The sequence below is a fragment of the Streptococcus sp. SN3 genome, assembly GCF_030439905.1.
The window spans coordinates 75,478-98,274 of record NZ_JAQFJF010000002.1; the positions used below are offsets into that span (position 1 = coordinate 75,478).

Annotated in this window: 19 protein-coding genes; 1 reads left to right on the forward strand and 18 read right to left on the reverse strand. The window is 42.7% G+C overall.

The features are described from left to right. Positions 1-9 precede the first annotated feature (9 nt). The gene (locus tag PCY71_RS04325; protein WP_002921872.1) at positions 10-486 is read right to left on the reverse strand and encodes a PTS sugar transporter subunit IIA; all 477 of its coding nucleotides are present in this window, start codon (positions 484-486) and stop codon (positions 10-12) included. Between the two features lie 344 nt (positions 487-830). Then, positions 831-2,402, reverse strand: coding sequence for a DEAD/DEAH box helicase (locus tag PCY71_RS04330; protein ID WP_002912002.1), 1,572 nt, complete (start codon positions 2,400-2,402; stop codon positions 831-833). A gap of 357 nt (positions 2,403-2,759) precedes the next feature. On the opposite strand from PCY71_RS04330, the gene PCY71_RS04335 reads away from it, so the two are divergent. Continuing rightward, complete coding sequence (locus PCY71_RS04335) at positions 2,760-3,158, forward strand: hypothetical protein (RefSeq protein WP_048771556.1); 399 nt, start codon at positions 2,760-2,762, stop codon at positions 3,156-3,158. Between the two features lie 24 nt (positions 3,159-3,182). On the opposite strand, the gene icd is transcribed toward PCY71_RS04335, so the two are convergent. The 16 genes from icd to PCY71_RS04415 all read right to left on the reverse strand — a co-directional run bounded on the left by icd (position 3,183) and on the right by PCY71_RS04415 (position 22,768). Beyond that, positions 3,183-4,397: an NADP-dependent isocitrate dehydrogenase gene (gene icd, locus PCY71_RS04340; protein WP_048771552.1), complete on the reverse strand. Its 1,215-nt coding sequence runs from the start codon at positions 4,395-4,397 to the stop codon at positions 3,183-3,185. Beyond that, positions 4,384-5,502 (reverse strand): citrate synthase, encoded by a 1,119-nt coding sequence (locus PCY71_RS04345; protein WP_002917522.1) that lies wholly within the window; start codon positions 5,500-5,502, stop codon positions 4,384-4,386. The genes icd and PCY71_RS04345 overlap by 14 nt, the downstream gene beginning before the upstream one ends. Before the next feature lie 2 nt (positions 5,503-5,504). Then, on the reverse strand, positions 5,505-8,168 hold the full coding sequence (acnA, locus tag PCY71_RS04350; protein WP_301412458.1) for an aconitate hydratase AcnA: 2,664 nt from the start codon (positions 8,166-8,168) through the stop codon (positions 5,505-5,507). A gap of 212 nt (positions 8,169-8,380) precedes the next feature. Next, positions 8,381-9,289 carry a magnesium transporter CorA family protein gene (locus PCY71_RS04355; protein ID WP_048771545.1) on the reverse strand — a complete coding sequence of 303 codons (909 nt, stop codon included), beginning with the start codon at positions 9,287-9,289 and terminating at the stop codon, positions 8,381-8,383. A 168-nt stretch (positions 9,290-9,457) separates the two neighbouring features. Next, positions 9,458-10,192, reverse strand: a complete 735-nt coding sequence (locus tag PCY71_RS04360; RefSeq protein ID WP_216584406.1) for a hypothetical protein — start codon at positions 10,190-10,192, stop codon at positions 9,458-9,460. A gap of 1 nt (position 10,193) precedes the next feature. Then, positions 10,194-10,877 carry a DarT ssDNA thymidine ADP-ribosyltransferase family protein gene (locus PCY71_RS04365; protein WP_002907015.1) on the reverse strand — a complete coding sequence of 228 codons (684 nt, stop codon included), beginning with the start codon at positions 10,875-10,877 and terminating at the stop codon, positions 10,194-10,196. Positions 10,878-10,889: 12 nt separating this feature from the next. After that, the gene (locus PCY71_RS04370; protein ID WP_002910281.1) at positions 10,890-12,254 is read right to left on the reverse strand and encodes a UvrD-helicase domain-containing protein; all 1,365 of its coding nucleotides are present in this window, start codon (positions 12,252-12,254) and stop codon (positions 10,890-10,892) included. Between the two features lie 53 nt (positions 12,255-12,307). Further along, on the reverse strand, positions 12,308-13,852 hold the full coding sequence (locus tag PCY71_RS04375) for a peptide chain release factor 3 (RefSeq protein WP_002910282.1): 1,545 nt from the start codon (positions 13,850-13,852) through the stop codon (positions 12,308-12,310). Positions 13,853-14,288: 436 nt separating this feature from the next. Next, positions 14,289-14,975 carry a TIGR02206 family membrane protein gene (locus tag PCY71_RS04380; protein ID WP_002910285.1) on the reverse strand — a complete coding sequence of 229 codons (687 nt, stop codon included), beginning with the start codon at positions 14,973-14,975 and terminating at the stop codon, positions 14,289-14,291. Between the two features lie 18 nt (positions 14,976-14,993). Then, on the reverse strand, positions 14,994-15,680 hold the full coding sequence (locus PCY71_RS04385; RefSeq protein ID WP_002910286.1) for a TIGR02206 family membrane protein: 687 nt from the start codon (positions 15,678-15,680) through the stop codon (positions 14,994-14,996). 107 nt (positions 15,681-15,787) lie between these two features. Further along, positions 15,788-16,399 (reverse strand): NUDIX hydrolase N-terminal domain-containing protein, encoded by a 612-nt coding sequence (locus PCY71_RS04390; protein WP_048773752.1) that lies wholly within the window; start codon positions 16,397-16,399, stop codon positions 15,788-15,790. Then, on the reverse strand, positions 16,389-17,759 hold the full coding sequence (gene murF, locus PCY71_RS04395) for a UDP-N-acetylmuramoyl-tripeptide--D-alanyl-D-alanine ligase (RefSeq protein ID WP_048773754.1): 1,371 nt from the start codon (positions 17,757-17,759) through the stop codon (positions 16,389-16,391). Before murF ends, PCY71_RS04390 begins: the two co-directional genes overlap by 11 nt. A gap of 75 nt (positions 17,760-17,834) precedes the next feature. Then, positions 17,835-18,881, reverse strand: coding sequence for a D-alanine--D-alanine ligase (locus PCY71_RS04400; protein ID WP_042762954.1), 1,047 nt, complete (start codon positions 18,879-18,881; stop codon positions 17,835-17,837). Positions 18,882-19,099: 218 nt separating this feature from the next. Further along, on the reverse strand, positions 19,100-19,696 hold the full coding sequence (recR, locus tag PCY71_RS04405) for a recombination mediator RecR (protein ID WP_002910290.1): 597 nt from the start codon (positions 19,694-19,696) through the stop codon (positions 19,100-19,102). Between the two features lie 103 nt (positions 19,697-19,799). Continuing rightward, the gene (gene pbp2b, locus PCY71_RS04410; protein WP_301412459.1) at positions 19,800-21,866 is read right to left on the reverse strand and encodes a penicillin-binding protein PBP2B; all 2,067 of its coding nucleotides are present in this window, start codon (positions 21,864-21,866) and stop codon (positions 19,800-19,802) included. 209 nt (positions 21,867-22,075) lie between these two features. Continuing rightward, complete coding sequence (locus PCY71_RS04415; RefSeq protein ID WP_002900876.1) at positions 22,076-22,768, reverse strand: phosphoglycerate mutase; 693 nt, start codon at positions 22,766-22,768, stop codon at positions 22,076-22,078. Positions 22,769-22,797: the final 29 nt, after the last annotated feature.

A 22,797-nucleotide genomic window follows, 5' to 3' on the forward strand; every position in this document is an offset into this window, starting at 1 on the left:
CCATTTTATTTATTTGATGACTGTTGAAATATAGTGAAACAACTCTTCTTCAGTGCTACATTTAGCTAGCTCAGCTAAATTACCTTGGCTAGTGAAGAAGTCCATAAGCTGTGCCAAAATGTTAGTTTGACTTGAGCTAGAATGGTTAATAATAAAGAATAAAAGAGAGACTGAAACTGTCTGTGCAGGTGCAATCATATTGTGGAAAGTCACAGGCTGTTCCAACTTAACCACAACCACATTCTCTGTTAAGTTGTGCTCAATGTCTGTATGGGGAATGGCTACATTTGGCAAGTCTTTGCCTAAAAACTCCATATCCAATCCAGTTGGAAAAGATTGCTCTCTTTTTATCAGAGCCTCTTTATAAGAAGGCTTGACAATTTTTCTCTCTTCCAGTAAATCAGCTACCTGATAAAATAACTCTTCTTGACTTTTTGCAGTTAGACAAAAAACTAACTCTTTATCAAACAATTGAGAAAGCTCCATTATTACCTCACCTTGTTTCTTTTTGTTTGTAAATTCATTATATCATTATGATATAATATAGTCAATAGCTTATTATATATTTTTTATAAATTATTTGTTTACAATAATTAATAAATCGTGTACTATTTTGTTTGATTTGATAACCAAGTAACTAAATTACACTTTATGTACTTTTTGCTTATAAGATTTCTCACAAAAAACGCCACAAGATTGTGGCGCCTTTTATCATAAAATACTTAAATGTTCCAATCAAATTTTTTTACAAAAGACGAGTATAATAGCATTAACATCTCATCAAAAGAAAAAACTATGATACATATTTGATGTATCATAGTTCTAACTTTTTATTTATCACCCTTGTTACGGATAACAAAGCCGGTTTTCTTCTCGCTAGAAGTATTGCGTGGCTTCTTATGGTCCTTGCGGTAGCGATTTTCTTTGTCAAAACGCTCGTCTTTGCGACCTTTCTTAAATTGATCGCGGCGGCCACCTCGGTCACGGCGATTGTCATTGCTGCGACGGTTGCTATTTCCGCCACGACTGCCCTTGCCTTTTCCGCCAAAGCCACCGCCAGACGGTTTAAATGGCAGTGGTTTTTCACGGGCAATTTCTACTTCAGGAAGGGCATCTGGATCTTGCACCGTCAAGCTGAGGATATACATAGCCAGCTCTTCTGGGCTGAATTCTGCTGCCAGCTTACGAGCATCCTTGCCAAATTTCTCAAAGTTAGAACGGATGCTTTCATCCGCAAAATCGCGTTCAATCTTCTTAAGGGCAACTTTTTTCTTAGCTTGGAAAGCTTCCTCTGCAGTCGCTGGCTTAAGGCCTTTCATACGCTTCTTGGTCAGATTTTCGATGATCTGCAGATAGCCCATTTCATTTGGCGCTACGAAAGTGATAGACTGACCTGACTTACCAGCACGACCAGTCCGACCAATCCGGTGAACATAGCTTTCTGGATCCTGCGGAATGTCGTAGTTGTAGACATGGGTCACACCAGAAATGTCCAATCCACGCGCGGCCACATCTGTCGCCACCAAGACATCCAGATTGCCATTTTTAAAGTCACGCAGGACGCGGAGGCGCTTGCCTTGGTCCAAATCACCATGGATCCCCTCTGCTCGGAAACCGCGGATTTTCAGACCGCGAGTCAGCTCATCCACCCGGCGCTTGGTCCGGCCAAAGACGATAGACAGCTCTGGCTGCTCCACGTCCATCAGGCGAGTCATGGTATCAAATTTTTCATTTTCTTTGACACGGATATAATACTGATCCACCAGCTCCGTTGTCAGCTCTTTAGCAGCAATCTTGACATGCTCAGGCTCTTTCATAAACTTGACACCGATACGCTTGATAGCATCCGGCATGGTCGCTGAAAAGAGCAAAGTCTGACGTTCTTCTGGCACACGTGAAATGATAGACTCAATGTCTTCCAAAAAGCCCATGTTAAGCATTTCATCCGCTTCGTCCAAAATCAAAGTTTCAATCTGATTCAGCTTAAGCGCCTTGCGTTTGATTAAATCCAAGAGACGACCAGGTGTTCCTACGACGATATGAGCACCAGATTTGAGGGCCTTGATTTGCTTTTCGATGCTGGAGCCACCGTAGACAGAACGCACCTTGACCCCCTTGCTGCGGCCAAAACGGAAAAGCTCTTCCTGACTCTGCACGGCCAATTCACGGGTTGGAGCGATAATCAATGCTTGGACAGCAGGATTATCTGTATCAATCTTCTCTAGAGTTGGAAAGCCAAAGGCTGCTGTCTTTCCTGTCCCTGTCTGGGCCTGACCAATGACATCCTTACCGGCCATAGCAAGCGGAATCGTCTGCTCTTGAATAGGGCTTGCTTCTACAAAGCCAGCTTTTTCAATCTCTGCTAGTAATTCAGCAGATAAATGTAATTCATTAAATTTCAATGTTCTTCTTCTTTCTAAAGGTGGTGCGAAGCCACCTTATAAGGCTTTTGATACTCAACTATCGAAACATACCAAGTGCTTTTCTCTTGCTAAATCTCGATTTTCTGAGAGTATTCGCTCTTCTCTTCATAAATATGGTCTCTCAAGTCCAGGCACTAAAAAAGCGCCGACTCGGTCGCTAGTTCCCACTGAATAGAAAAACTGTATTTCTGCAACTAACCTAGTATACCACAAAAGCACCTAAAAAGATAGAACTTGACTGTAAAATATTTTATTAGAGATTTCTTTTGTAAAAAATGAAAACTTGAAAATCATTTTCAAAAACATTATAATCTACAAAGAAGAAAGGAGACAGGTATGAATAAATTTTTACGAGTGATTTTCATTTTACTAATCTTAGCTATGCTGAGCGCAGCTATGATCCAGATTTTCCAGCCCCAGCTCTTGGGCAATGAGTCCATCTATGGTCTAGCTCCCTACTGGCAGCGGGAAATTGGTTTCTGGAATCTGGCTATTCTGCCTTTAGTCATTGCCGCCAACATAAAGTATGATTGGTTTTATCTACGGATGACCCTGCTAGCACTGATTCTGGGTGGGCTGGGCTTTGGCACCAACCATCTGCTAGGCTATCTGGAAAAGGCGAATCAAGCCAATCTACTGGGCTGGATTGAAAATTACCTACTAGTCTTCTGCTGGATAATTGGCTGGGGACTGGAATATCGAAAAAGACAAAAAAGTGATGAAGAGGCTGTCTAGATAGGCAGATTCTTCATCATTTTTTCATTGTGGATACTTTTCTATATTAGCTAGCAGCTCCTCAGCAAATTGACTAGTGGTCAAGGCTGCTACTCCTTCCAGCTGACTGGCAAAATCCCCTGTCACTTTTTGCTCAAAGAGAGCCTTCTCAATGGCCTTAGTCAGGAGATGAGAGACCTCCGGCCAACCAATGTAATCAAAGAGCATAGCCCCTGATAAGAGAAGAGAAGAAGGATTAGCCCTGTTTTGACCCGCTATATCTGGTGCCGTTCCGTGAGTAGCTTCAAAAATAGCATGACCAGTCTCGTAATTGATATTGGCCCCTGGAGCGATACCAATCCCGCCCACCTGAGCAGCCAAAGCATCGCTGGCATAGTCACCATTTAGATTGGTCAAGGCGACAACATCAAATTTCTCTGGATAGAGCAGAATCTGCTGCAGAAAATTATCAGCAATGACATCCTGAATGATTAGTTTTCCAGAAGCCAGCTCGTCCGCATACTCTCTTTGAGCTAGTTCATAGCCCCATTTCCGAAAACCACCCTCTGTAAATTTCTGGATATTGCCCTTGTGAACCAGAGTTACCCGGCTCAGTCCTTTGGCTAGGGCATAGTCAACAGCCGCCCGTATCAGCCTCTCACTGCCCTGCTTAGAGATTGGCTTGATCCCAATAGCAGAGCTTTCTGGGAAGCAAATCTTGTCAACCTGCATATCCTCCTGCAGGAAAGCGATAACTTTTTTGACTGCATCCGTTCCACTCTCCCACTCAATCCCTGCATAGATGTCTTCTGTATTTTCCCGAAAAATCGTGATATCTGTCTTCTCGGGGTGCTTGAGCGGACTGGGAACTCCCTTGAAATAACGAACCGGCCGCAGGCAGGCATAGAGATCCAATTCCTGTCTCAGGGCCACATTCAGCGAACGGATTCCTTCTCCGACTGGAGTTTCTAAGGGACCCTTAATAGCCACCAGACAATCCTTAATCGTTGCCAGCGTTTCATCCGGTAGCCAGTCACCTGTCTGGTCTGCTGCTTTTTTCCCAGCCAAAACTTCCTTCCAAACAACCTTTCTCTGGCCGCCATAAGTATTTTCCACTGCCTTATCAAAGACCAGCTGGGCATTTTTCCAGATATCCACTCCAATCCCGTCTCCTTGGATGTAAGGAATAATAGGAGCATCTGGCACCTGCAACCGCCCTTTCTCAAACAAAATCTTATCTGCCATTTTATCTCCTTCCAATGGGAAGATACTCCAAACCTTGAGCACCAATATAGTTAGAACGTGGCCGAATCAGCTTATTGTTCTTGCGCTGTTCCTGAATATGAGCAATCCAGCCAGCCACCCGACTCATAGCAAAAATCAAGGTGTAGATACTGCTGTCAATGCCCAACACATGGTAAACCGTAGCCGAATAAAAATCGACATTCGGTATCAGATGCTTGGTATGCTTCATATAGGCTTCAATTTCCTCTGAAAGCTGATACCAGACCTCGTCCTTGGTTCCCTGTGTCAAGTCCTTGGCCATTTGACGCAGGTATTTTTCACGCGGATCTTGAGTCTTGTAAACTCGATGGCCAAAACCCATAATCTTCTCGTGAGAGGCCAGCTTACGGTCTAGGTAGGCCTGGCAATCCCCTTCCTCTCTGATTTCTTTCAGCATATCAAAGACACATTCGTTAGCGCCACCATGAAGGGAGCCCTTGAGTGCTCCAACAGCTGCTGTCACGCAGGAATAAATATCGGTCAAGGTTGAAGCGCAGACTCGAGCCGCAAAGGTTGAAGCATTGAGTTCATGATCGGCATGGAGCACCAAGGCGCAGTTAAAGGCTTTGACTTCAAGCTCACTAGCCTCTTCTCCCTTTAGCATATAGAGGAAATTGGCCGCAAAACCTAAATCCTCCCGCGGCTCTATCGGAGTCTGACCCGACCTCAGTCTGGCAAAAGCCGCAATAATAGTCGGCATCTTTGCCATAAGCTGGATGCTCTGCTCATAGGTAGCTTCTAGAGATGCTTCCTCAGCATGGACATTATAAACACCCAAAAGACTGACCGTTGAGCGCAAGACACTCATGGGATGAAGGTGCTTGCGGGACTGGATAAGGATGCACTGCTCCACCGCATCGCTAATGGCATAATTAGCTCGCAGATCTTCCTCAAAATGCTTAAGCTCAATTTGAGTCGGTAAATGCAAATGCCAGAGCAGATAAATCACCTCTTCAAAACTCGCATGGTGCTCTACCAATTCAGAAATATTGTAGCCTGCATAAGACAAAGAATCATCCACAATCTGGCTAATTCTGGTATCACAAGCAATGGTATCTTTCAAACCGTCCGTCTGACTCATGCTCATACCTCCTCTAATTTCTTTCTAACGACCATGGGCAAAATCCCCCCATTTTCATAGTAACGAATATCCGCCTCTGCATCAAAGCGCAGCCGAGCTTGAAAAGCTATTTCTTCAGCACCCTTTCGAGCTACCACATCAACTAACTGACCAACTTGTGGGTTCTGTGGCAGATTAATATCGAAAGTCTCCTTGCCTGTTAAGCCCAGACTATCCGCATTTTCACCCTCTAGATACTGCAGCGGAAGAACCCCCATCATGACCAGATTGGACCGGTGGATACGCTCAAAACTCTCTGCCAGAACCACCTTGACACCCAAAAGATTAGCCCCCTTGGCTGCCCAATCACGACTGGACCCCATACCGTAGTCTTTGCCAGCTAGGACAATGGTGTCAATTTGCTCCTCCTTGTAGCGCATGGCTGCCTCATAAATGGATAGCAACTCTCCTCTATAATCTGTGTAACCACCAATCTTTCCATCTGCCAGTTCATTTTTAATCCGAATATTGGCAAAAGTCCCCCGCATCATGACCTCATGATTCCCCCGACGGCTGCCATAGGAATTAAACTCTTGGTAATCCACTCCGTGCTCTAGCAAATAGGAAGCTGCCGGGCTGTTTCTGGCAATATTTCCTGCTGGGGAGATATGGTCTGTCGTCACCGTATCCCCAAATTTCGCCAGCACCGCAAGATTTTTCAGTGGCTGAATGGCTAAATCATCAGCTAAGCCATCAAAGTAAGGTGGATTTTGAATATAGGTCGAAGCCTGATTCCACTGATAATTCTGAGAAGAGGCTGTCGGAATCTGATTCCATTTTTCATTGTCGTCAAACACATGAGCATATTCTTTTTCAAAAAGCTGGCGCGTCACATATTTTTGAACATAATCTGCAACCAAGTCGTGCTCCGGCATCAAATCCATCAAATAAACAGGCTGCCCCTTTTGATCATAACCCAACGGCTCACTAGTCAGATCAATATTGGTATTTCCAGCCAGAGCATAGGCAACCACCAAGGGCGGACTAGCTAGGAAATTGGCCTTGACCAGTGGATTGATCCGCCCTTCAAAATTCCGATTTCCTGAAAGAACAGCACTAGCCAGCAAGTCAGTATCCGTAATCGCTTGAGCCACTTCCGGTCGGAGATTTCCTGAATTTCCAATACAAGTGGTGCAGCCATAGCCGACAAGATTGAAACCAAGCTGATCCAGATAGGACTGAAGGCCACTCTTCTTGAGGTAGCCTGTGACCACCTTGCTGCCGGGAGCCAAAGAAGTCTTGACAGTCTTTGAAACACGTAAGCCTTTTTCGACTGCTTTCTTGGCTAAAAGCCCCGCCGCCATCAGGACATAGGGATTGGATGTATTGGTACAGCTAGTAATGGCAGCGATAGCCACATGACCGGTCTTAATCGTCTCCTCATGATCAGAAAACTGAACCACTGCAGACTTTTCCAGCTCGCTCTCATCTAGCCCAAAGCCTCGGACCCCCGCTTCTCTGACTAGACTAGCTTGAAATTCCTCTTTAGCAGCTGTTAGTTCAATCAAATCTTGGGGCCGCTTGGGCCCTGAGATGCTCGGAACAATGCTGGACAAATCAATTTCGACTACCTTGGTATAAATTGGCTCAGCCCTTTCATCATAGAAAAGGTGATTTTTTTGAGCATAGAGACGGGTCAGCTCAATATGATCTTCCGTTCGATTGGTCAGACGCATGTAATTGAGCGTTTCCTCATCTATCGGAAAATACCCACAGGTAGCTCCGTATTCCGGCGCCATATTAGCCACTGTTGCCCGGTCAGCCAGACTTAGATTAGACAAACCAGGCCCAAAGAACTCGACAAATTTACCAACAACATTTTCCTGCCGCAAGATTTGCGTGACCTTTAAAGCCAAATCCGTCGCAGTCGCAATCTTAGGCAATTTACCCAAGAGACGAACACCAATCACCTCAGGAACTGGGAAATAAGAAGCTTCACCTAACATGGCAGCCTCGGCCTCAATCCCACCGACTCCCCAGCCCAGAACACCGATACCATTAATCATGGTCGTATGACTGTCCGTCCCAAACATGCTGTCCGGATAGAGTTGGCCATCCTTTTCAATGATGACATCACTGAGAAATTCGATATTGACCTGATGGATAATCCCAGTAGCAGGAGGAACAGCTCGATAATTATCAAATGATTTTTCTGCCCACTTGAGAAATTCGTAGCGCTCATTGTTGCGGACAAACTCCTGAGTCATATTGGCCTCTAGAGCTGTATCACAGCCATAAAAATCCACCTGAACACTGTGGTCAATAACTAAATCAACCGGAATCTCTGGATTAATCTGATCGGCCTGACCTCCCTGCCCAACAATCGCATCGCGCATACTAGCCAAATCCACTACGACAGGAACACCTGTAAAATCCTGGAGAATGACTCGACTAGGCTTAAAAGGAACTTCTCCGCTTGGTGATTTAGCTTGATAATGTATCAAAGAGATAATGTTATCTTTTGTTACGTCAATACCATCTTCCTTACGTAGAACACTTTCTAATAATATTCGTATAGAATAAGGAAGTCCTTCTATATCCCCTCCTAGTACATCTGAGGCTTTTCCAAGGTCTGTATATTGGTATGCTTTGCCTTTGTAATTTAAATCGTTTAGGTATTCTGCCATATTTCTACCCCTCACTTATTTTAAATTGTTTTATATTATACTTTATTATGAAATTTTATGCAATAAAAATTATAATTTTTATGTTATATTTTATAACATAAAATAACAGTTTTTTAAATATAGGCCAACTGTACCAATCATTTTCTTTCCTAAGTAAGAAAAAAACAAGCACCATTCTCAGTGCTTGTTATAGGGAAAATAATTTCAAATATTTACTTCTTATTGGCTAACCATTTAAGAAGCTTGGTCAGAAGTCCCCAGATAATCAGACTAATGACAACAATATAAATCCAGGCATTTTTATCATTAGACAAGGGCAGAGGAACATTCATACCAAAGAAACCCGTGATAACTGCAAGTACTGCCAAAAGGACCGAAATAATGGTCAAGACCGTCAAATTGTCATTCAGATTGTTATTCAGGATATTATTGTAGGAGCCAGAGAGCTGGCTGAGAACTTGAGCAATCAGATCGGTCATGGAGACAAGCTGACGAGCCTCAATCATAGCATCCTCAAACTGCTCGGTTTCTAATTCATCAAAACGGCGGTAAATGCCATGACTTTTGATATGCTCTAGGAGCATGCGATTCTGCTTAGCTGCAGCAACTAGATAGACCATAGAAGTTTCCAAGTCAGACAGGGCAAAAAGATGCTTTTTGGTAGTTGTCTGACGCAGGAGAGCATTAATCTCATCCTTACGCTTGTCCATCCGCTCAACAACCGGATAGTAAGAATTGGAGATTAACTCTAGACTAGCAAAGAGAAACTTATAGACCGATACTGGCTCATGACGCTCAGTATAAGCCTTCATCATATCGACAACATAGGCATTATCCTGGTTGCTGATCGTAATGAGCCGTCTCTGTTGCACCACAAAGGTCATAGGAATCGTCTCATAATGTTCCTTATCTGTCGCTAGATCAAGGACATTGTAGATAAAGACAACCGTTCCATTCTCACGATTGTAGTCCATGTGAGCCCGCTCGTTCTTATCCAGCGCATACTCGATGGTCTCCTGATCAATTTCATAATCCTGATAAATCCTGGCATTCTTTTTAAAACTATCTGAGTCAATGTTGATCCAGACAGACTGATCTTTTAGTTTTCTTTCCAGAAACATGGAACTCCTTTCTATAGGAACATTTAATTCTCACAAAATTATCTTACCTTCTATCTTTTTGAATATAAATGTATGTTAATTCAATTATAAAAGTTGCCTTTGCTTTTAGTTTTCTCATTAATTGCTCATAATTTCTAATTCTTTATTTTGAAAATTGTTGTTATTTTTTTAAAAAAGGGTCAACTGTTCTCCTTCAATATCTGTTTCTGTTTCGCTTTCTATTTCTCCTAATTCAGAAATATATTCTTTATCTTTTTTCCTATAAACGAGCTCTAAAAATTTTTTAGGACTTCGAATTGAATCGTTTAATAAGGAATTCTTAGCCAGATATAAAAATATTGAGCAAGCCTCAGCCTGGCAATTTATGGATTTGTTTGGATTAAAATTTATATCTGTAAAAGCATCGTATTGAAGAATGAAATTAGATAATTCTGTATTTTGAAATAACGCATTTACGTATAACCAGTTATAAAAATAAGTACGTGGTAGCAGAGGAAATTTTACTCCTAAAAAATCGAATTCAATTAATTTATCATTTACCTCAATTGAACGAACTTGTCTCTTTACTGCCTTGGCATCTAAATCCAAATCTTGATTTACACGTCCATAATTCTTAAACACTTTAGAAGACTGAAATAAAGATTCTACAGAGTATTTACTACCATTACGCAATGTAAGTTGAAGATTAAAAGCACTACATTCTTTCCCAAACTCTTCTTCAGAAGCAGTGGAAACTTCTAATACTTTTAAATTCCCAAATTTTTCTTTGAATTCTTTGTGAAGAGAATGTATAGATCTTTGTTTTTGCGAAACTGAGAAACCCGGATACCAATTGAATTTTATATTCTCTTTTTTAAAACTGTTTGAACTTGATTCATATATATAGACAAATCTCTCTGCCATTCTACTCCTCCAATTCATATAATTTTAATACTTTTCCTTGCATAATACTGTATGCTGAATTTCTCTTAAACCATTCATGAGAGTAATATATTTTTAAATTCCTTAATTCTATCTGACACAACTTTAATCTTAACACTTCATCCCTAGCTTGCTTTTTGCTACTAAAAACCAAACCTATTATTTTATCTTTCGGAATCATATCTGGAGATAAAACTTCTGCTTGATTATTGGTTGGTATATTAGGTAACATTGAGACACTACGATTAAGCCCTAGAACCTCTGTATTAAATAACTCCATAAACTTTTGGCTCCCCTTACCTATATGAGCACCTCTGTTTTTTGCAGCATTGACAGGACAAAAATATGTCTCTTCATTAATTATACTAGGCGAAATTAGCAAGACAACCCAATCATTCAAAAGCGATTCTTTTTCTTTTTCAATTGATTTTTCAAAAAAGAAAAAGTTTGGATACTCTACGGAAAGACATATCAATTCAGGGCGATTATCATAACGATGAATATCATTTAATTTCAAAAACTTGCATTCAGAGTCTCTAATCGCTTTATTAGAAATAATACCATTAGCCTCCTCATCACCAGTTCCTAATATATAAGGAAGATTGGAAGACTTTGTAAAATGGCAAAGACGAGTTATGCCTTTTTTAAAAACAATTTCTTGATTCACATTAACCTTCCCCTATCCACCAAGATAAAAATTCATATCATAGTTTTGATATGTTAAAGCCAAATTAGTAGTTGCCCTAGTAATTGCAACATATAATTGTTTTGCAACTTCATTATTTTCATTATCTTCAAGATTGCTATAATCTTCTATGTATTTGCTTTTATCTATATCAAGTACTAAGACATTATCAAATTCTAAACCTTTGACTTGATTAATAGTATAAAGTTCAACATGATTATCTAAGTCCAGAACCTTTAAAATTTTTGCTATAGTTTTAAAAGAAGTTGGATCCATTAGAATAATTCCATTGCTACCTATTTTATTCGTAAAAAAATTCGAAATAATGTTTTTATATACTTCAAAACTATTAGCCTGTTGTAATTGTGGAATTTCTCCATCTCTTCTAGACGAAACTCGGCTAATTTTTTCATCCTCTTCTTCCGTTATAAAGCCTTTTTCAATCAATATATTTGCCAAATTACTAATTTGTTTTGTATTCCTATAATTTTTAACAAAAGTCTCTTTGGATATATTATTGACACCTAATTGTTTAAAAGAAATCTTAGTTCCTAAAATTTGTTGAGCATAATCCCCTAATAAAATACAAGCTCCATTTTCCTTAGTTAAATAGGTTAAAGATTGTATCTTCGCTTTATCCATATCTTGAAATTCGTCTATAATTAAGAAATCAAACTTATCTTTATCCGGTATACGCTCCTTTCTTTCCTCTAATTTCCAAGAAATATCATCATAATCAAAATATTTAGGTGGATTCAATTGACTTCTATAATATTTATACCCTTTAAATATCCTATAAACTAACTCTCTCTCCTCTCCTTTGTTAACTGGATTTTTTCGTCCCCTTCCTGTTCTTTCAAGTTCTTGATATTCTTCTTCCGTTTTAACCATCATTCCTTGCAGCCAGGAAATCTCTTCTTTAAAAAATTCTATTTCTCTATTAAGAATTCTGCTGTCAGTATACTTTTCTATTTCTGCTAGTTTTTTTATAGAATCGTTTATACATTTTTCCTTTTCATCAACTTTTATAAAATCTAAACATTTTATTTCGTTGCCTGAATTTAATTTTCTTAACGTATTCCAAACTAGGCTATGGTATGTTGTAACAGAAATATTTCTTGGGACTTGAATCTGCAAACTCTGACATAATTGTGGTAAATGTTGTGTTTTAATTTGCTCAATAATAGGTTTATTGAAGCAAACAATCCCTATTTTTTTACTTGGATACTTGATAGCTAAATAGACTGATTTATATAAAGCCACCAAGGATTTTCCGCTTCCAGCGGCACCTAGAATAACCAAATTTTTTTCATCTGGTAAATAAAGAATTTTCGTTTGTTCTCCCGTTAGTTTCTTCATTATATCCCCCTAAACTATCATGATATTACAAAGCAAACTATTTCCTATTAGAATCACATCTTCTCTTCCAATTTAACATCTGGATATTTGTCCGCGAACCAGCGCAGGGCAAAGTCGTTTTCAAAGAGGAAGACTGGCTGATCAAAGCGGTCTTTGGCTAGAATATTACGGCTAGAAGACATGCGCTCGTCTAAGTCATCTGGTGAAATCCAGCGGACAGTCTTTTTGCCCATAGGATTCATGACCACTTCAGCATTGTATTCATTTTCCATACGGTGCTTGAAGACCTCAAACTGGAGCTGACCGACAGCACCCAGCATGTACTCGCCTGTCTGGTAGTTGCTATAAAGCTGGATGGCTCCCTCTTGCACCAGCTGTTCAATCCCCTTATGGAAGGATTTTTGCTTCATGACATTCTTAGCTGAAACCTTCATAAAGATCTCTGGAGTAAATGTTGGCAGAGGTTCAAATTCAAACTTATTCTTGCCTACAGTCAAGGTATCACCGACCTGATAAGTCCCCGTATCATAAACCCCGATAATATCACCAGCTACAGCATTGGTCACATTTTCCCGACTTTCTGCCATAAACTGGGTAACATTAGACAGCTTAGCAGACTTGCCAGTGCGAGGCAGATTGACACTCATACCGCGCTCAAACTCGCCAGAAACGATACGGACAAAAGCGATACGGTCACGGTGGCGCGGGTCCATATTGGCCTGAATTTTGAAGACAAAGCCTGAGAAGTCTGGGCTGAGTGGCTCGACTACCTCACCGTCTGTCTTCTTATGGCCATGCGGTTCCGGAGCAAACTTGAGGAAGGTTTCCAGGAAAGTCTGGACGCCAAAGTTGGTCAGGGCTGAGCCGAAGAAAACAGGTGTCAGTTTGCCCTCCAAAATCGCTTCTTCTGAGAATTCATTCCCAGCTTCGCTCAAGAGCTCAATATCTTCCTTAACTTGCTCATAGAAAGGATTGGAAGCAAACAGTTGGTCACCTTCTGCCAGAGTCGCAAAGCGCTCCTCGCCCTTATAAAGCTCCAGCCGCTCATTGTAGAGGTCATAAAGACCTTCAAAGCTCTTCCCCATTCCAATCGGCCAATTCATTGGGTAGCTGGCAATTCCCAAAATATCTTCCAGTTCTTCCAGCAAGTCCAAGGGCTCGCGACCATCACGGTCCAGCTTGTTCATAAAAGTGAAGACTGGAATACCACGATGCTTGACAACCTCAAAGAGCTTCTTGGTCTGAGCCTCAATCCCCTTGGCCGAGTCAATAACCATGACCGCAGCATCCACCGCCATCAAGGTCCGATAAGTATCTTCTGAGAAATCCTCGTGTCCTGGCGTATCCAGGATATTGACCCGCTTACCATCGTAGTCAAACTGCATGACAGAGGAAGTCACTGAAATCCCCCGCTGCTTCTCAATATCCATCCAGTCAGACTTGGCAAAATTACCCGTCTTTTTGCCCTTGACTGTCCCAGCTTCACGAATCTCGCCTCCGAAGTAGAGCAACTGCTCCGTAATAGTCGTCTTCCCCGCGTCCGGGTGGGAGATAATGGCAAAGGTCCGGCGTTTCTTAATTTCTTCTTGTAAAGTCATCTTCTTCTCTTTCTTTCATTTAGGATAATTGTAAATCTTAGTATTTGTTTTTTTATTTTACATCGGAGTATTTCAATCCTTTCAACCTACCTATTATAGCGGATTTAGCGCTTTTTTTCAATTATCTAAAGAAGATAAAAATCGCCCTTTCGAGCGATTCTATTCTCCTATGTCAATAAAATTTCCCTTAAAATCTGACAATGACACAAATTGCAACTATTAAGTTCAAACCCAGTAAATGGAGCAGGCGTTTTTTCTGGTTTCCAGTTCTTCTTTCTCTTCAGCTGTCACAGAAGCGTCTAGTTGAACCAACTTAAAGAGTTGATAGACAAACAGTCCATTTGTTACTAGAAGCAAGTCAAGTCATGATAAAGCTCTCTAATTTAAGAAAAATCCTGCCACATTAACTTGACAGGAGCTATAAATTTAAAGTGAATTAACTGCGGACCAGACTTAACTGCTTTTTCCACCGTTTCTTAAACAATATATCGAAGAGAACCAGGGCCAGAGAAAGGATGACCGACACAAGAAGGTACTTTATCCATAGGGGGGCATCAGGGATGAAAGGCGGACTTTTTAGCAGACCGTAATTACCTCCCGTCACTTGATTAACGCCGACTAGGAAAAGGTTGAGTCCAAAGGTGTAGGCTACAATCATGTATTTCTTGAGCAGGCTCTTGTCGTAGTGATTCATCAGATAAATCAAGGAATTAACCAAGAGTGCATAGTGGCCAATCAGGAAAGAAAAGCTGGTAATGTGCGGGAAATCATAGGGGTCAAAGACTGGATAGCCCAAGGCAAAGACCGCTCCGCTAGCTCCTAAAAGAGCAAAATACTGCTTGCTGCGCCATTTGTCTGGCAGAAAGACCACCGCAAACATAGCCAGGCGGCAATGATAGAAGGGCAGACTATTGGAAAAGGGAATTCGAAAACCAAAATACCAGCTATAAAGCATCAGCAGCTGAGCAATCTGAATCCACTTAAAAGCTTTAACAAAACGCGGATTATCATGGTATTTGAGCGAGCTCCAAATAGACAGCAAGACCAGAGCAATCATCACAGCATACCATAAAATCGAGATAGGCGGTGCCACCGTTTTTGTCGTAGTTAAAAAATCTTTCATAAATCCTCCATGAGATAATTAAGTTAGGGAAACTGTCTTGGTCTGCTCCACGCGCTTAAAAATTTCAGAAACCAAGCAAACTGCTGCACTTAAGACAATTGAGACAAGCAGATAATTGAGCAGGAGTCCGTGATTGCCAACAAGCGGCGGATCTGTAAGAAATCCATAAGAACCCTTTGTCAACATATTGATAACAAGCAAAAAAGCATTCATCATAAAGGTCGTCCACACCACTCGCTGCCAGCTCATAGAGAAAGTATGATAATATCTGAAAAGATAAATCAAACAATTTCCCAAGAGCGCTAGATGGCCAATGATAAAGGACAAAATAGTGATATGGGGGAAAGGGTAAGGATCAAAAATCGGATAGATAAAGGCTACAATCGAGCCAAAAGTCCCCAAAAGTGCAAAGTAAAATTTATACACTGAGCGATTAGGCAGAAACATCAAGGCAAACATAGCCATTCTGCAATGATAAAAGGGCAGACTCTCAGACAGTGGGGCAGCAGTCAGCATATACCAAGAATAGAGGCCTATCAGCTGGCAAGCTTGCATCCCGACAAATAGCTGCTGGTAAGCTTTCCGATTGTAGTAGAGATAGGAAAGCCAGATAATCGCAAAGACCAGCCCCAAAAGAACAAAATACCAAAGTCCCAGTTGAGGCGGTTCGGTTTTATAGGTTGTAAACATATCTCTTATTCCCATCTCCTAGGTTCCCATTCTAATATAAGGTTTGAACGAGGTTGATTTTACCTGTTGTTGCAATAATTTCTAGCTTTTTCAGACAAAGAGTATCCCAGAAACTTACTTCACTAATCCAAATACTGTTCTCTGTCTCCTTGATAAATCTCCCAAAGGATTTCCAACTGTTCTTTTGTAGTCCGCTTAGAAGATAATTCTGGTAAAGATTGGATAGCAAAGAAAGCTAACTCTTCTATTTCTGTATTAGGCTGAAAATCTCCATCCTCTATCTGACACTCGAAGACCAGTTTAGCATATTGCTTACTCTGAAATTGAAATTTATTAGTATCAAAAATTGCAAGCAGACGCGAAACTGAAACATTAAATCCCGTTTCTTCTTGGACTTCCTTGATGATATTTTCCTTAGGAGATAGGCCGACTTCACAAAAGCCGCCTGGTAAAGCCCAAGTTTTCTCATTTTTACCCTTGACTAAACAGACTTTTCCGTCTCGAACCAGTACAGCTCGGACATCAATCAAAGGAGTAGCATAAAAATCCGTTGGGCGCAACAGCTCTGCCAATTCTTTCCCATCCAAATCTGACCAATCAGCCAGGAGGTGTCCCAAAAGCTGACGGAGTTCTAAGTAACGTTCTCGATCAAATTCATCACGACTAAATGCTAGACCTGTCTCTGTAATAGAAAGGAGACGTTGAATGGTTTTTGCAGTTTCTTTAGTTTCCATCTTCCAAGTCCTCTACTAGCTTCGCCAGATTCATAGAATTGCTACCTTTGAGAAGGATCTGGTCGGCAGGAGTCAGCTTCTCTCTGACAGCTTGTTTCAGCTGTTCAAACTGGTCTTTCTCGTCATTTTTGATAAAGTATTGCACCTTGCCTGGCGGGTAAATCTCCTTGGCATAGTCATAGAGAGCTTCCATATCCTGCCCATAGAGGAAAAGGTCGGTCACAATTTCTGGATTGAGGCTAGTAGTCATCGAGCCGTGCATGGACTTAGAGTCCGCTCCCAGCTCTTTCATATCCGCCAGCACTGCCAATTTTCGTCCGCCTGGATTGGCCGGAATGGTCGAGAAAGTCTCCAGAATCAAGCGCATGGCTGTTGGATTGGCATTGTAGACATCCGATAGGATATCTGCGCCATTACCAGCTTTCTTCCACTCTGTTCGATTGCGGGTCAGCTCCAGCTCAGAAAAGGCTTGAGCAATATCCGCCTCAGATACACCCTCCTGCAGAGCCGCATAGGCTGCAATCATAGCATTAGTTGCATTGTACTTACCGGTCACAGGCAGGTCAATCCTTTGCTCTAAAAAGTTGCAGTCAAAGCTCAAGCTGTCCTTGCGCTCTTCCAGACGCGTCAGGAAGATATCCGCATCAGGACCAAAGCGAACTAGTTTGCAGTCTGCTGGCAGAAATTCGTTGACAATCTTATCTGCCGGAACAATCAAGAAACCATCTTTTCTCAAACCGTCTGCAATCTGCATCTTGCCTTGGGCAATTTCAGCTCGGCTGCCGAAAAATTCCAGATGGGCTTCTCCCACCAGAGTTACAATGCCCGTCTTAGGTTTGGCAAGTTCAGACAGGAGATGGATATCGCCCAAGTGGTCCTGCCCCATTTCTAAGACAAGTTTCTCTGTATCCTCAGGCATGTGAAGAACCGTGTAGGGCAGACCGATTTCGTTATTGTAATTGCCTTGTGTCTTATAGGTCTTGTAGCTGGTTGCTAGTAGCTGGGCCAACATATCCTTAGTTGTCGTTTTACCATTGGAACCTGTCACCGCCAGCACATCCACCTGCATCTTTTCCAGATAATACTGGGCCAAGCGCTGAAAGGCTGTCAGGACATCATCGACCAAGAGATAAGCCCCCTCTGCCACTGGACGCTCAGATAGGGTAGCGGCAGCTCCCTGAGCAAAGGCTGTTGGGATAAAGTCATGGCCGTCACGCGCCCCCTTGAGTGGCACAAAAAGATCACCCGACTCAATCAAGCGGCTGTCAAACTCCGCATTTCTAAGCGCAACATTTTCAAACTGAGTCACATCATTTTTCGCAGATAGGACTTCTGCGATTTCATATAAATCTAATTTCATACTTCTTCCTCGTTTTTCGGTTTGCTCGCAAAAAGAAAGGACCGAAAATTTTCAGCCCCTCTATTATATCATATTTTAGAGAAGATGCGCCTCTCTCTTAGCAAATGCCTCTTCAGCTAGGCCAACTAGCTTCTCAATCAAGTCAGGATAGGCCAGCCCCATATTTTCCCAAAGCAGTGGATACATGGACCACTGGGTAAAACCTGGCATGGTATTCAGCTCATTAAGGAAGACCTGACCATCTTCTGTATAGAAGAAATCACAGCGGGACAGTCCTAGACCTCCCAGAGCTCGGAAAGCGGTCTCTGCATTTTGACGCATCAGGCTCACCACTTCTTCTGGAATCTTGGCCGGAATATCCATAGTAATTTTATTATCAATGTATTTGGCTTCGTAGTCATAGAAAGCCACGTCCTTGACCACCTCTCCAGGCAGGGTACTCTTGACGTCAACATTGCCTAGAAGCCCAACCTCAATCTCCCGAGCTGTCACTCCCTGCTCAACCAGTACCCGGCTGTCGTATTTGAAAGCCAGGTCCAGAGAAGCACGCAGTTCTGCTTGGTTCTCCGATTTAGAAATGCCGACACTGGAGCCCATATTGGAAGGTTTGGTGAAGACGGGATAGGTCAATTTCTCCTCGATTTCCTGGATTTTTTGCTCTAGATCCTCACCATCGACCAGCGCCACATAAGGCACTTGGGCGATGCCTGCTGATTCCAGCACTCGCTTGGTCGTGATTTTATCCATAGCTAGGCTAGAAGATAAAATATTACAGCCGACATAAGGCATTTTGAGCACTTCTAGGAAGCCTTGGATAGAGCCATCTTCGCCCATAGGACCATGCAAGACTGGAAAGACCACTGCTCCATCTTCGTAAATATCGCTGGGCTTAATCTTCCGAGACATGTCCACTGTGGCATTAGTCATCAACTTCTCATCAGCCGCCGGATTTGCTTCAAATTCCTGAGTTTGGATAAAATCTCCATCCTTGGTGATGAAGTAAGTCTTCACCGAGAATCTATCATAATTGACAGCCCGCATGACGCTCTCAGCTGATAAAACCGAAACTTCCCGCTCTGCACTGCGTCCGCCATACAATAAAATCAATCTTTGTTTTGCCATGATTTTTCCTATCATTTTCTAAAAATAGTACGATTTACAAAAGCTGCCAGCTCGAAATAAAACAACCTAAAAAGCTTGGTTTTGCATCTACCTAGCTAGTCGATTCTTCTAAGCAGGAGCTTCTGTATCAGTCCGTTTTAGTATATCACAATTCCCAGCATTTTTGAACAGAAAAAAGGACTCTTCCAGCCAGCTAGAGCCAGAAAAATCCTTTATGTTTATAATTCCGTCCGATTTTCGATAGCGCGAATCAATGTGACCTCGTCCGCATACTCAATGTCGGAGCCAACCGCCAAACCACGCGCTAGGCGAGTCACCTTAATCCCAGCGGGCTTCAAGACCCGGGAGATGTACATGGAGGTCGCTTCGCCATCCGCAGTCGCATTGGTTGCGACGATAACCTCCGTCACTTCACTATCCATCAAACGAGTAATCAGACTCTTGAGATTGATGTCGTCCGGTCCAATGCCATTCATAGGTGAAATCAAACCGTGCAGGACATGATAGAGTCCGTGGTATTCCTGGATATTTTCCATGGCTGACACATCTCGGCTGTCCTCAACGATCAAAATAGTTGATTGATCGCGCGACTGGTCTTGGCAGATTGCACAAGGGTCTTCGTCCGTCAGGTTGCCGCAGACAGAGCAGTAGCTCAGCTCACGCTTAGCAGCCAGCAGATTCTTGGCAAATTCATTGACATCGTCATCGCTCATGCCAATAGTGTAAAAAGCCAGTCGAGTGGCTGTTTTGATGCCAATGCCGGGCAGCTTAGAGAAACTGTCAATCAGCTTGGCAATAGGGGTTGGGTAAAGCATAAAATCCTTTCTCTATTCTCAAAAAATCTCCTCAAACCAGATTGCTCTACTTGAGCACTGACAACTTAAGCTTTCTCCGTTTGCTGATGATTTTCATTGAGCACTAATTCATAGGGTGTTGTTGGTTGTAAAGATTGATAATATCGCGAGTGATACTGTGGCTGACAGTAGAAGATAGGTTCGTATTGTGAGGGAACACCACCGCCACCGCAATCTGCGGCTTCTCACTCGGTGCATAAGACACAACATTGGTATTGATGGCTTCTTTCTTACCCTTGTCCACAAAGGTCTCAGCCGTACCAGTCTTGGCACTGATTGGCACACTCTCTCCCTGAGAAATGGTCCGACCAGTCGTAAAGCCGCTGCTGCCATGAACCACTTGATAGAAGCCTTGCTTGATAATGCTCATATCCTCGTCAGAGATATTGACCTGGTTCAGCTCTTTGGTGTCAATTTTCTGCACCAAATCACCCAGTCCTCCTTGGTCGCTGTTGCCGTAAATGCCTTCAACGATATGCGGAGCCACACGCTTGCCATTATTAGCTACTGTTGAGGCATACTGGGCCAGCTGAAGCGTTGTATAGTTGTCAAACTGGCCGAACGAATTGGTCAGATAGTTGGCAAACGTAAACTTGTCTGGAAGATAGCCTGTGGACTCATTTGGCAGGTCAATCCCTGTCGAAGTGCCTAGACCATATTCTGCAAAAGTCGACCTCAACTTTTTCATGGACGGATCCAGCTCATCAAAATCTAGCTTCATATCAGCTGAGTAAGGCGTCCCCATCATCTTCAGCGCTACCTGCACCATATAGGTATTGGAAGAGTATTCCAAGGCCTCTTGGGCTGTGATGGCACGTGAACCATACTGGGTGAACCAAGAAGTGATACTGTCCGTACCGCCAAAGCTAATCGGCTGGTCTGTCAGGACTTGGTTTCCGCTAATGGCGTTATTCTCCCAGCCTGAGGTCAGAGTTGCAGCCTTGACCACAGATCCCGGAACGAAGACATTAGTCATGGTTCCCAAAGCATCGACCGAATTTTCTCCCGTTTCCAGGTCGTGCCGGACGCCTGCCATGGCCAAGACGGCGCCGGTATTTGGATCCATAGCTACAGCATAGACACCCTCAGAGTAGGTCGCATTGCCACTCGCCAACTCCGCATTAAAGGCATTTTTTAGAATGTCCTCCACTCCCTGCTGGAAGCTTAAGTCCACCGTCAGCTTGAGATTGTCACCCTTACTACCGTCAGAGATATTTTCCACACTCTCCATATTACCATTTTTATCTAGATGAATCTCCTTCTCAGCTCGCTTGCCTTGCAGAACTGACTCATACTGCTTTTCCAGATAGGAGGTCCCCACCCGGTCATTGAGAGAGTAGCCTTTTTTCAGATAATCATCCACTTCCTCAGCCGGAAGTCCAGTCTTTTCTGTCGAGATATTACCCACGATAGAAGCCAGCGAGGTATCCAAGACCTTGCGGTCCCAGCCCGTTGAGACACTGATACCTGGCAGCTCTTTGCTGCTGGAAGCCAGTACAGCTACCTGCTCTGTTGTTAGCGCATCTGTCTGGATGGTCCCCGTCGCAAAGTTGGAAATCGCATTCATCTGACTAAAGAGAACGATGGCCTTCTTTTCCTCATCCGTATAGCCCAGCTGCTTAGGGTCAATGCTCTCAGCTGCCGCCTTATAGATTTTGGACTCAGGCAGGCGGTTGTCATCTGTATCAAATTTCTTGTCCTTGGGTAGCTTTTCCACCACTTCCTGATAGACTGCGCTGTCCGCCAAATAATAATCCACCTCTTGGCGGTCTGTCACCTCTGTATCGCTGATACTGACATAGGTCAGGAGCTTTTGAGCTGTCGCTCGAATCTCTCCAGCCGTCAGCCGGTTATCTCGCGTATAGGTCACCACCTGCTTGGTCGTATTTTCCACCAAGGGCTTGCCAGTAGCATCATAAATCTGCCCACGTACTGAGCTAGTGGTAATCTTGGTCTTGCTGGCCTTAGCTAACTTATCCGTGTAAAAGTCCTGATTGACCACCTGCATATAGCCCAGACGAGCAATCAAGGCTAAAAACAAAAACATCACGATTCCAAACAGCAGATAAAGCCTTCTGGTGATGGAATGACTGTCAAATTTTCTCTTCTTCCTTGCCATTTTCTCTCTCATTCTAGTAAAAGTTCTGACCTTTATTTTACCATAAATCCAGCTCGATGAATGTTTCAAAACTGATAGAAAATCTGAAAATATGGACGAGCTAAGAAGAAATCCGCTAAACCTCGGAACCTAAAAGACTTGCTAGCTAGGCTTCTAGTAATCCTTGTCCTTCCTCTCCGGAAAAGCAAAGAATCTGAGATTATTCTCAGATTCTTTTAAGCTTATTTTCCAAGGTAGTATTCTTTTACTACGTTCAATTTTTCGTCAAATTCGAATACCAATGGTGGGAAGTTTGGAATTTCCACATCCATGATTTCATCGTCAGACAATTGTTTGATGTGCTTCACAAGGGCACGGATTGAGTTACCGTGTGCACCTACAAAGACATTTTTGCCATCTTTCAAAGCTGGAGCAATCTTGTCTTCCCAGAATGGAAGGGCACGCTCAAGTGTCACTTTCAAGTTTTCAGCATCTGGAATTACTGAGTCGTCAAGTGAAGCATAACGACGGTCAGTGTGTGCTGAGTGCTCATCATCGCGATCCATGTTTGGAGGCAATACATCGTATGAACGGCGCCAGATATGCACTTGCTCATCACCAAATTGCTCAGCTGCTTCTGCCTTATTTTTACCAGTCAGACCGCCATAGTGACGCTCGTTCAAACGCCATGATTTTTCAACTGGTACCCAAAGCTGATCAGACGCTTCCAAAGCAAGGTTAGTTGTCTTAATCGCACGCTTCAATACTGAAGTGTAAGCTTGGTCAAACTCGATACCAGCTTCTTTAATCAGTTTACCAGCGTCGATTGCTTGCTGTGTACCTTTTTCAGACAAGTCAACATCAGCCCAACCAGTGAAAAGGTTAGCTTTGTTCCATTCAGACTCACCGTGGCGAGCAAAAACTAATTTTACCATTAGATGGATTCTCCTTTTATTTTCCGAGG

What these genes read in the sequence shown, in the direction of transcription:
- PCY71_RS04325 (WP_002921872.1), bottom strand. Translation starts at nt 486, where the DNA reads ATGGAGCTTTCTCAATTGTTTGATAAAGAGTTAGTTTTTTGTCTAACT.
- PCY71_RS04335 (WP_048771556.1), top strand. Translation starts at nt 2,760, where the DNA reads ATGAATAAATTTTTACGAGTGATTTTCATTTTACTAATCTTAGCTATG.
- PCY71_RS04345 (WP_002917522.1), bottom strand. Translation starts at nt 5,502, where the DNA reads ATGAGTCAGACGGACGGTTTGAAAGATACCATTGCTTGTGATACCAGA.
- acnA (WP_301412458.1), bottom strand. Translation starts at nt 8,168, where the DNA reads ATGGCAGAATACCTAAACGATTTAAATTACAAAGGCAAAGCATACCAA.
- PCY71_RS04355 (WP_048771545.1), bottom strand. Translation starts at nt 9,289, where the DNA reads ATGTTTCTGGAAAGAAAACTAAAAGATCAGTCTGTCTGGATCAACATT.
- PCY71_RS04360 (WP_216584406.1), bottom strand. Translation starts at nt 10,192, where the DNA reads ATGGCAGAGAGATTTGTCTATATATATGAATCAAGTTCAAACAGTTTT.
- PCY71_RS04370 (WP_002910281.1), bottom strand. Translation starts at nt 12,254, where the DNA reads ATGAAGAAACTAACGGGAGAACAAACGAAAATTCTTTATTTACCAGAT.
- PCY71_RS04375 (WP_002910282.1), bottom strand. Translation starts at nt 13,852, where the DNA reads ATGACTTTACAAGAAGAAATTAAGAAACGCCGGACCTTTGCCATTATC.
- PCY71_RS04380 (WP_002910285.1), bottom strand. Translation starts at nt 14,975, where the DNA reads ATGAAAGATTTTTTAACTACGACAAAAACGGTGGCACCGCCTATCTCG.
- PCY71_RS04385 (WP_002910286.1), bottom strand. Translation starts at nt 15,680, where the DNA reads ATGGGAATAAGAGATATGTTTACAACCTATAAAACCGAACCGCCTCAA.
- PCY71_RS04390 (WP_048773752.1), bottom strand. Translation starts at nt 16,399, where the DNA reads ATGGAAACTAAAGAAACTGCAAAAACCATTCAACGTCTCCTTTCTATT.
- murF (WP_048773754.1), bottom strand. Translation starts at nt 17,759, where the DNA reads ATGAAATTAGATTTATATGAAATCGCAGAAGTCCTATCTGCGAAAAAT.
- PCY71_RS04400 (WP_042762954.1), bottom strand. Translation starts at nt 18,881, where the DNA reads ATGGCAAAACAAAGATTGATTTTATTGTATGGCGGACGCAGTGCAGAG.
- recR (WP_002910290.1), bottom strand. Translation starts at nt 19,696, where the DNA reads ATGCTTTACCCAACCCCTATTGCCAAGCTGATTGACAGTTTCTCTAAG.
- pbp2b (WP_301412459.1), bottom strand. Translation starts at nt 21,866, where the DNA reads ATGAGAGAGAAAATGGCAAGGAAGAAGAGAAAATTTGACAGTCATTCC.
- PCY71_RS04415 (WP_002900876.1), bottom strand. Translation starts at nt 22,768, where the DNA reads ATGGTAAAATTAGTTTTTGCTCGCCACGGTGAGTCTGAATGGAACAAA.